General features: G+C 72.2%; 9 protein-coding genes. 4 read left to right on the forward strand and 5 right to left on the reverse strand.

Annotated elements, in window-relative coordinates; genetic code table 11:
* Window positions 1-82 precede the first annotated feature (82 nt).
* Together ACFT2C_RS28475 and ACFT2C_RS28480 are read left to right on the forward strand one after the other, a co-directional pair.
* A complete protein-coding gene (locus ACFT2C_RS28475) occupies window positions 83-994 on the forward strand; it encodes a DUF4031 domain-containing protein (protein WP_377210473.1) in 912 nt (303 codons plus the stop codon).
* 23 nt (window positions 995-1,017) lie between these two features.
* Window positions 1,018-1,641 carry a vancomycin high temperature exclusion protein gene (locus ACFT2C_RS28480; RefSeq protein WP_377210474.1) on the forward strand — a complete coding sequence of 208 codons (624 nt, stop codon included), beginning with the start codon at window positions 1,018-1,020 and terminating at the stop codon, window positions 1,639-1,641.
* 46 nt (window positions 1,642-1,687) lie between these two features.
* Here the strand turns inward: ACFT2C_RS28480 and ACFT2C_RS28485 are convergent, their stop codons facing one another.
* The 4 genes from ACFT2C_RS28485 to ACFT2C_RS28500 all read right to left on the reverse strand — a co-directional run bounded on the left by ACFT2C_RS28485 (window position 1,688) and on the right by ACFT2C_RS28500 (window position 5,623).
* Window positions 1,688-2,170: a hotdog fold domain-containing protein gene (locus tag ACFT2C_RS28485; RefSeq protein WP_377210475.1), complete on the reverse strand. Its 483-nt coding sequence runs from the start codon at window positions 2,168-2,170 to the stop codon at window positions 1,688-1,690.
* 104 nt (window positions 2,171-2,274) lie between these two features.
* Entirely contained in the window at window positions 2,275-3,909 is a 1,635-nt protein-coding gene (locus ACFT2C_RS28490; RefSeq protein WP_377210476.1) for a succinic semialdehyde dehydrogenase, read from the reverse strand.
* Window positions 3,910-4,022: 113 nt separating this feature from the next.
* The gene (locus ACFT2C_RS28495) at window positions 4,023-4,502 is read right to left on the reverse strand and encodes a GNAT family acetyltransferase (RefSeq protein WP_377210477.1); all 480 of its coding nucleotides are present in this window, start codon (window positions 4,500-4,502) and stop codon (window positions 4,023-4,025) included.
* Entirely contained in the window at window positions 4,499-5,623 is a 1,125-nt protein-coding gene (locus ACFT2C_RS28500; RefSeq protein ID WP_377210478.1) for a GuaB3 family IMP dehydrogenase-related protein, read from the reverse strand. Before ACFT2C_RS28500 ends, ACFT2C_RS28495 begins: the two co-directional genes overlap by 4 nt.
* Before the next feature lie 171 nt (window positions 5,624-5,794).
* Between ACFT2C_RS28500 and ACFT2C_RS28505 the strand changes: the two genes are divergently transcribed.
* Window positions 5,795-6,517 (forward strand): exonuclease domain-containing protein, encoded by a 723-nt coding sequence (locus ACFT2C_RS28505; RefSeq protein ID WP_377210479.1) that lies wholly within the window; start codon window positions 5,795-5,797, stop codon window positions 6,515-6,517.
* A gap of 33 nt (window positions 6,518-6,550) precedes the next feature.
* On the opposite strand, the gene ACFT2C_RS28510 is transcribed toward ACFT2C_RS28505, so the two are convergent.
* Entirely contained in the window at window positions 6,551-7,189 is a 639-nt protein-coding gene (locus ACFT2C_RS28510) for a Rid family hydrolase (protein ID WP_377210480.1), read from the reverse strand.
* 366 nt (window positions 7,190-7,555) lie between these two features.
* On the opposite strand from ACFT2C_RS28510, the gene ACFT2C_RS28515 reads away from it, so the two are divergent.
* Complete coding sequence (locus tag ACFT2C_RS28515; RefSeq protein WP_377210481.1) at window positions 7,556-9,178, forward strand: FAD-dependent oxidoreductase; 1,623 nt, start codon at window positions 7,556-7,558, stop codon at window positions 9,176-9,178.
* Window positions 9,179-9,239 lie beyond the last annotated feature (61 nt).

Genomic DNA, 9,239 nt, shown 5'->3' on the forward strand with positions numbered 1-9,239 from the left:
CTTCCGCACGGTCTACTCGTGCGGAAGCCGGACAGGCGCTCTACATCGCGGACCCCGCTCGACCCGCGCGTAGGCTCACCCCGTGACCGTCTTCATCGACCCTCCGGCCTGGCCCGCGCACGGGACTTTGTTCTCCCACCTGGTCTCGGATGGGTCGCTGCGGGAGCTCCGGCTCTTCGCCCGGGCGGCCGGGGTGCCCGACCGCGCGTTCGACCTGGACCACTACGACGTGCCGGCGGCGCGGCACGACGACCTGGTCGCGGCGGGCGCGGTTCCCGTCGAGGGCGGCGACCTGGCCAGGCGACTGGCCGGCTCCGGCCTGCGGGTCTCGGGCGCCGAGCGCGGCCGCGCCAAGCAGGCGGCGCTCCTGACCCGCTGGGACGCCCTGTGGGCGGACCCGGGCCCGGCCCGCAAGGCCGGCGAGGAGCTGGTGGACCGCTGGCGCGAGCCGCACCGGGTCTACCACTCGACGCTGCACCTGGCCGTCGCCCTGGACGCGCTGGACGCGATCGCCGACGACGCCCGAGTCCCCGACCGCGCCCTGTGGCGCGCCCGCCTCGCCCTGTGGTTCCACGACGCGGTGCATGATGGCGTCGCGCGGCAGGACGAGGAACGCTCGGCGGCGCTGGTGGCCGAGCTGCTCGGCCCGCTGGCCGGTACGGGCGTCTCCGCCGAGGACGTCGACGAGGTCGCGCGCCTCGTCATGGTCACCGCCGAGCACGACCCGGCGCCCGACGACGTCGTCGGCGCCCTGGTCAGCGACGCCGACCTGGCCGTCCTCGGCGGGAGCCCGGCGGCCTACACCCGGTACACGCGCCAGGTCCGCGCCGAGTACTGCGACGTACCCGACGCGCTGTTCCGCGCCGGCCGCGCCCAGGTGCTCCGCACGCTCCTGGAGGGCGGCCCGCTCTTCCGCACCGCCCCGGGCGCGGCCCGCTGGCAGACGGCGGCGGTCGCCAACCTCCGCGATGAGCTGGCAGCGCTAGCGGCATGAGGCGAGTGCGGTAGCGTTCCGGCGTGACTCCACTCAAGGTCGCCGCCCTGGTCGCGAGCGTGCTCGCTCTCGCCTTCACCGTCCCCGTCGCCGTGGTGCAGGCCACCGGCCAGACCCGCGTGCGCCACGACGCCGGCGAGATCGAGAAGGCCGACGCCGTCATCGTGCTCGGGGCGGGGCTCCGCGCGGACGGCACGCCGTCGACGTACCTGCGCCGCCGTGTCGAGGGCGGCGCCGAGCTCTACCGCGCCGGCGTCGCGCCCACCGTGATCCTGAGCGGCGACGCGCACGACAACGCCGATGGCACGAGGTACGACGAGCCCGGCTCGATGCGCCGCTGGATCCTGGACAACGACCTCGGCGTCCCCGACGACGCGATAGTGCTGGACCGCGAGGGCTTCAACACCACCGCCACGTGCCGCCGCGCGTACGACCTGTTCGACGTGCGCACCGCCGTCGTCGTCACGCAGGACTACCACCTGCGCCGCACGCTCTATTCCTGCGTGGAGGCCGGGCTGGACGCCGTCGGGGTGGGCGTGAGCGCCGCGAGCGCGGTACCCGCGCAGGCGGCCTGGTGGCATGTGCGCGAGCTGCCCGCGAGCTGGAAGGCGGCGGTCCGCTCCCTCGCCCGACGCCGCCCCCGCTGACCCGTCAGACCTGCGGGTCACCCGGGCGATCTGTGGGTCTGACAGGTCACTTCTTCTTGGGCGTGACCCAGAGGTGGATCGTGCCCTGGACCACCACCGTGCCGTCGTCCAGGGTGGCGCGCACACGCACCGGCAGGTCCCGGTCGTCGCCGTCCCACTGGTCCTGGTCCGTCTCGGCGATGCAGGTGACGTCCCCGGTCGACTTCGCGAGGTAGGCGACCTCCATGCCCTTCGGCAGCCACCGCTTGTCGTCGGGCACCGTGGCCTCGGCGAGCGAGCCCATGGCCATCTCGAGCCCGTTGCAGACGGCGATCGCGTGCACGGTGCCGATGTGGTTCCGGTTGCGCCGCCGGTTGGGCACCACTACCTCGCCGTAGTTCGGCCGCATGTCGACCACGCGCGGGGCGATGCTGCCGAAGTACGGGGCCTTGAGGGTGTAGGCCACGGTGAAGATCCGCTTGCCGAGCAGCCCGCCGATGACGGGCAGGGAGTTGGCGGACTTCCAGAAGGCGTGGAGCTGCGTCGTCATGCGGGCGAGCGTACCCGCGCGCGTGACGACAGTTCACCGCACGCCGCGCCTGCATGGCGTGCGTCCGCGGCTCCGCCCCACCTCACGCTAGCTGCACCTTCGCCTCACGCCATGCGCAGCCTGCGCATCGCGCCCAGGGCGGCCGTCAGCACCCGGCTCGGGGTGTCCCCGCCCAGGCCGTAGAGGTTGTCGAACGTCGCGCCGAACCGCGCGCCGCGGGACGTCACGACGGTCTGCTGCCGCGTGAGCCCGTCGATCGACGCCGCGCCGTGCCGCGCGCCCAGGCCGGAGGCCTTCCAGCCGCCGAGCGGCGCCGAGACGGAGCCCCACGCGATCGTGTACCCATCGTTGATCGCCACGGAACCCGTGTCGATGCGCGCCGCCACGCGGCGCGCGCGGGCGACGTCCCGGGACCAGACGGCGGCGTGGAGGCCGTACTCGGTGTCGTTCATGACGGCGACGGCGTCCTCGTCGCAGTCGACGCGCGTGATCGTGACGACCGGCCCGAAGGTCTCCTCGCGCGCCACTACCGCCTGTGCGGGGACGTCGTCGAGCACGGTCGGCGCGTAGAAGTACGGTCCGACGTCGGCGCGGTGCACCCCGCCGGCGAGCACGCGCGCGCCCCGGGCCAGTGCGTCGTCCACGTGCGCCGTCACCTTGTCGAGCTGCGCGGCCGACGTCAGCGAGCCGACCTCGGCCGAGTAGTCCAGGGCGGGGCTGAGCCGCAGGTTCCGCACGGCGCGCACGAACTTCGCGACGAACTCCTCGGCGACGGCCTCGTGCACCACCAGCCGTTCGATGGACACGCACAGCTGGCCCGCGTTCGAGAAGCAGGCCCGCACAATACCCGGGACGGAAGCGTCGATATCGACGTCTTCGGTCACGTAGAGGGCGTTCTTGCCGCCCAGCTCCAGCGTGGCCCCGATGAGACGTTCGCCCGCCCGTGCCGCGATCTTGCGGCCCGTGGCGGTGGAGCCGGTGAACGCAATGTGGTCCACGTGCTCGATCAGCGCCTCACCGACCTCGGGACCGCCCGCGACCACCTGGAACAGCCCGGCGGGGAGGCCCGCGTCGTCCAGGGCCTCGGCCGCCCACAACGCCGTGAGCGTCGTCTGCGGGTCCGGCTTGAGCACCACCGCGTTGCCGGCCAGGAGCGCGGGCAGCGCCTCCGAGAGCGCGAGCACCAGCGGGTAGTTCCACGGCGCGATCGCGCCGACCACGCCGACGGGGCGGCGGTGCACCTGCACCCCTGCGAGCAGCGGGACCATGCCCCGGACCCGGCGGGCCGCGAGGTAGCGCTCACCGCGCACCGCATAGTGCCGGGTGACCTGCGCGATGTCGGCGACCTCCTCGAAGGCCGCGCGGCGCGACTTGCCGGTCTCGAGCTGGATGAGGTCGAGCGCCTCCGACTGCCGCTCCAGGACGATCCGGCCGAGCCGCTGGAGCACGCCGGCGCGATCTCGTACCGACAGCCGCGCCCAGGCGCGTTGCGCCACTCTCGCTCGCACGACGCACGCGGCGACATCCTCCGGGGAGGAGACCGGGAACGTCACGAGCGGGGCGCCCGTGAACGGGCACATGGACCGGTGCGTGCCCGATCCCTCGGAGGTTGCGATCCGAGCCACCAGCGGGGCCATCACCCCTGGCTCGAGGACGAACGTCCCCTGCGGGTGCTCCGGGTCGAGCACACCGCCGACCGCACCACTAGCCGCTGCGTCGGCTGCTGCGTCGTCGATCATGGCGGACACCCTACGCGCAAAACCCTGCACCATGTATCGATAGGTGTGTGAAACTGACTTTCATCGTGGTTCGCCCCGGCGGCTGCAACCGCGTGGCGCTCCGCCTACTGAAATCAGCTCGGCTCGACCCAGCGGCCGAGGACCGTGCACTCCTGGTCGGCATAGCCCAGCCGCTCGTAGAAGCCGATCACGTCGGTGTTGGTGGTCCGCACCATGAGCTGGATCTTGCGTGCGCCGCGCGCGACGAGCCACGCCTCGGCGGCGACCACCGCGGCCCGGCCCAGGCCGGTACTCTGCGCCTCGGGCGCGACCGCCACGTAGTAGAGCCAGCCCCGGTGGCCGTCGTGACCGGCCATCGCGGTGGCGGACACCCGGCCGTCGGCCCGCGCGACCAGGACCGTCGAGCCGTCGCCCGCGCGGGCCTCGGCGATGTCGACGTAGGGGTCGTTCCACGGCCGGGTCAGCCCGCAGGCCTGCCACAGCTCGACGACCTGCTCGACGTCGGCGTCGGTGATCTCCACGAACTCGCCGTCGGCCGCGGGGGCCGCGGCGAGGACAGGGGCGAGCTGCTCGCCGTCGGCCACAGCGCTCACCGCGGCTGGTACGGCGACACGACGACCTCGACCCGCTGGAACTCCTTGAGGTCGGAGTAGCCGGTGGTGGCCATGGCGCGGCGGAGCGCGCCCACGAGGTTCAGGGTGCCGTCGGCCTGCTTGCCCGGCCCGAAGAGGATCTCCTCGAGCTTGCCCACCGTGCCCACCTCGACACGCTCGCCGCGCGGCAGCTGCGGGTGGTGCGCCTCGGGGCCCCAGTGGAAGCCCTGGCCGGGCGCCTCGGCCGCACGCGCGAGCGCGGCGCCGAGCATGACGGCGTCCGCGCCGCAGGCCACGGCCTTGACGACGTCGCCGGAGTGGCCCACCCCGCCGTCCGCGATGACGTGCACGTACCGGCCGCCGGACTCGTCGAGGTAGTCGCGGCGGGCCGCCGCGACGTCGGCCACCGAGGTGGCCATGGGCGCGTGGATGCCGAGGCTGACGCGCGTGGTGTGGGCGGCGCCGCCGCCGAACCCGACGAGCACGCCCGCCGCGCCCGTGCGCATCAGGTGCAGTGCGGCGGTGTACGTCGAGGCCCCGCCGACGACGACCGGCACGTCCAGCTCGTAGATGAACCGCTTGAGGTTGAGCGGCTCCGCGTTGCCCGACACGTGCTCGGCCGAGACCGTGGTGCCGCGGATGACGAACAGGTCGACGCCGGCGTCGACCACGGTCTTGTAGAACTCCTGCGTGCGCTGCGGGGTGAGCGCGCCGGCGACGGTCACGCCCGCGGCCCGGATCTCCTTGAGCCGCTGCGTGATGAGCTCCGGCTTGATGGGCTCCGAGTAGATCGCCTGCATGCGGTGCGTCGCCTGGTCCGCGGGCAGGGCCGCGATCTCGGCGAGCAGCGGCTCGGGCGACTCGTAGCGGGTCCACAGGCCCTCGAGGTCGAGCACGCCGAGGCCGCCGAACCGGCCCAGCGCGACAGCGCTGCTCGGGCTCATCACGGAGTCCATCGGGGCCGCGACGATCGGCAGGTCGAAGTGGTAGGCGTCGATCTGCCAGCCGACCGAGACGTCCTTCGGGTCGCGTGTACGACGGGACGGCACCACCGCTATGTCGTCGAAGGAATAGGCGCGCCGCCCGCGCTTGCCGCGTCCGATCTCGATCTCGTTGCTCACCCGCCAAGCCTACCCATCCGATCTGACGGTGCGCGCAGCATCCGGTGATGCACGGGGTGGGACCGGCCGGAGTGTCAGTGACCGGTGGCAAGGTTCTCCATGGACGCACCGGGGACAAGGGCAGAGCTGGACAACACTGCCCGGAAAACCCGGACGAGCAGGGAGGACACCATGAACGAGACCTGGATCAACAGGCCGCTGCTGGGCTTCGACACGGAGACCACAGGGGTGGATGTGGCAGGCGACCGGATCGTCACGGCGGCCCTCGTGCTGCGCACGCCCGGGGTGGGCACCGAGGTCCGCACCTGGCTGATGGACCCGGGCGTCGAGATCCCGGAGGAGGCCGCGGCCATCCACGGCATCTCGACGGAGCACGCTCGGGCGCACGGCGTCCAGCCGCTGGAGGCGCTCGAGGAGATCGCCGCGGAGCTCGCCGGCCACCTGGCCGACGGCGTGCCGGTGGTCGCCTACAACGCGGCCTACGACCTCTCCCTGCTCGACGCCGAGCTGCTGCGCCACGGGCTCAAGACCCTCCCGCAGCGCCTCGGCCATCCGGTGGAGCCCGTGGTGGACCCGCTGGTCATCGACCGCTGGCTGGACCGGTACCGCCCGGGCAAGCGCCGCCTCGGCGACCTGGCGCAGTGGTACGGCGTGACGTCGGACGGCGACCTGCACACCGCCGAGGTGGACGTGCTCGCCACGCTCGACGTGCTGGAGGCCCTGGCCCGCAGGTTCCCGCAGCTCGCCCGCATGCCCCTGACGGACCTGCACCAGCAGCAGATCGGCGCGCATCGCCAGTGGGCGGTGAGCTTCAACGAGTGGCGCCGCGAGCAGGGCCTGGACGGTCCCGGCGCGTCCGGGGCGTGGCCGGTGCAGCGCGCTGTGGGCGGCTGACCGGCCGCCCCGGACGCGGAGGTGCGGTCGGGGTCAGCGGCGATACACGGCGTCGACCTCGACCTCGACCAGCCATCCGTCCACCGGGAGGTTCTCGACCTCAAGGGCGAAGCGCGACGGGCGGGCGGCGTTGACGACCATCGGCTCGGTCGTCGCCGACCCGAGCTGGACGTCGAGCACCTCGCCGGTGGACAGGTTCGTGTTGGCGAAGAACTGGCGGTAGGCCCGGTTCCACCCGGCGAAGTCCATCTTCTCCTCGCCCTCGGGGTTCTGCAGGAACACGCGCATGGAGATGACGTCGTCGTACCCGAGACCGGCCCTCGCGAGGTTGTCGCCGATCCGCGTGAGGGCGTTGATGCCCTGGGCCTCGGTGAGGGTCACGCCGTCCGGCAGCTCGGCGCCCGGAAAGATATCGGTCGGGATGTAGCGCTCTTCCGTGGACGCGCCCGGCGCGGTATTGCTGGCGGCCGGGCCGAGACCCGAGGACTTGTACCAGGACATGTTCCTGCCGATGGCCACGCCATCGGCGATGAGCGGGGTCTCTCCGGTGACGAACGAGTGGGCTCGGTCCGGGTCGGGCCTGAAGACGTGGGTGGCGGCGAAGGCGGTGCCGGGGACGGCGACCGCGGCGGTGACGACGATGGCGGCGACGAGCTTCGTGCGATTCTTCATGGAGCTCCTCCTGCGGGCCTGCCGAGCGCCCCGACGGCGCCCGGATGTGGCAGCCCGGCGGGGTCAGCGCCGGGTGGCGGATGACGCTAGCCAGGGGGAATTTCCGGAGGATGACCGTCACGGGTCGCTCCGGGAACGCGTCCGACGTCGGCGCCCGGAGCTTCCCCTGCGCTTCCCTGCACGGACGGAACTTTGCGCAAATATGCCGAAACAACATGGTTACTGCGGGCAATTACACAGAAACGGGGCAGACCCGGCGCGGTGACCTGCGCCCCATAGCGTCCGACGCGGTGCTGACGGCGGCTCCCGGCACCCGCGAGGGGATCTGCCGCCCGTCAGGCCTTTCGAGACGAGAGGTAGTCCGACGTGGTCACTCAGAACAACACCACCAGCGTCTCCCGCCGTAACTTCCTCCAGGCCGTCGGCGCGGGGTCCAGCGCCGGCGTCATGTTCGCGACGATGGGCGCCATGGGGCTGGCGCCGACCGCCGCCGCCCAGCCGAGAGCCGAGTCCTGGACGCCCCCGCGGGGCAGCGACTTCACGCTCACCGGCCGGTCCGCCAAGAAAGTGGTTGTCGTCGGAGCAGGCCCGGCCGGCCTCGCGACGGCGTACGAGCTGCAGAAGGCCGGCTACCAGGTCACCGTGCTCGAAGCCCGGCACCGGCCCGGCGGGCGCACCCTCACCATGCGCGGCGGCGACTCCGAGACCGACGTCGACGGCGTCACGCAGACCGCGCGGTTCGACGACGGCATCTACCTGAACGCCGGCGCGGCCCGCATCGCGCAGTGGATGGTCACCATGGACTACCTCCGCGAGCTGGGCGTGCCCTACGAGGTCTTCACGAACGCGAACGCCGACGCCTATATCTACAACGAGCGGTCCGGCGCGACGCCGGGCAACCCGGTCCGCTACCGGACCGCCAAGGCGGACGTCCACGGCTACACCTCCGAGCTGCTGCACCACGCCACCGACCAGGGCGCCCTGGACCAGAAGCTGACGGAAGAGGACAAGGAGAACCTGCGCACCTTCCTGCGCAGCTGGGGCTCGCTCGCGTCCGACGGCACCTATGCCGGCGGCAGCAACCGCGGCTTCGAGGTCTATCCGTCGGCATGGAACGAGCACGGCACGCCGCTGCCCGGCCCCGGCACGGTCTCCGAGGTGCTGGCCTCGAAGGTGGGCCAGTACTTCCCGTTCGAGATCAACTGGGAGCAGTCGATGCTCATGTTCCAGCCGAAAGGCGGCATGGACACGACCTACCGGTACTTCGTCCGAGCCATCGGCGAGCGCAACGTGCGGTTCAGGTCACCCGTCACCGGCGTCGAGAACACGAGCGGCGGGGTCAAGGTCACCTACACCACCCCGAACGGCGCGGAGCGGCAGGTCGAGGCGGACTTCGCCGTCGTCGCGGCGCCGGCGGGCCTCATGCGGCGGTGGGACACCAACTGGGGGCCGGAGATCGACGCGGCGCTCGGCGAGTTCGCCGTCGGCTCCCCCGCCGGAAAGATCGGCCTGCAGTACCGGTCGCGGTGGTGGGAGGACGATCACCGGATCTTCGGCGGGATCACCGAGACCGATATGGACCTCGCCCACCTGTGGTACCCGTCCTACGGGTATGGCGAGCGGAAGGGGCTGATCGTCGGCTACTACAACACGGGCGCCAACGCCCGCGCGTACGCCGACATGGCCCCGCGACAGCGAGAGCTGCGCGCCGTCGAGCAGGGTGTGAAGATCCACGGGGAGAAGTACCGCACGGAGCTGGAGAGCTCCTTCTCCATCGCCTGGCACAAGGTGCCCTACATCGAGGGCGCCTGGGCCTTCCCGAACACCGAGTCCTCGGGCTTCAAGCTGTTGCAGCAGGGTGCGGGCAACGTGTACTTCGCGGGCGACTGGATGTCCGAGGTCTCCGCGTGGCAGCACGGCGCCTTCTGGTCGGCCCGGTACGCGGTGCAGACCCTGCACGAGCGCGTCATGTCGAGCTCCGCGGGGTAGGGCGTTCCGCGAAGTAGAGCGCCTGTCCGAGTCTCCCTGGCGAAACCAGGGAGACTCGGAC

This window comes from Promicromonospora sp. NPDC057138, assembly GCF_042670845.1.
GTDB lineage: Bacteria > Actinomycetota > Actinomycetes > Actinomycetales > Cellulomonadaceae > Promicromonospora.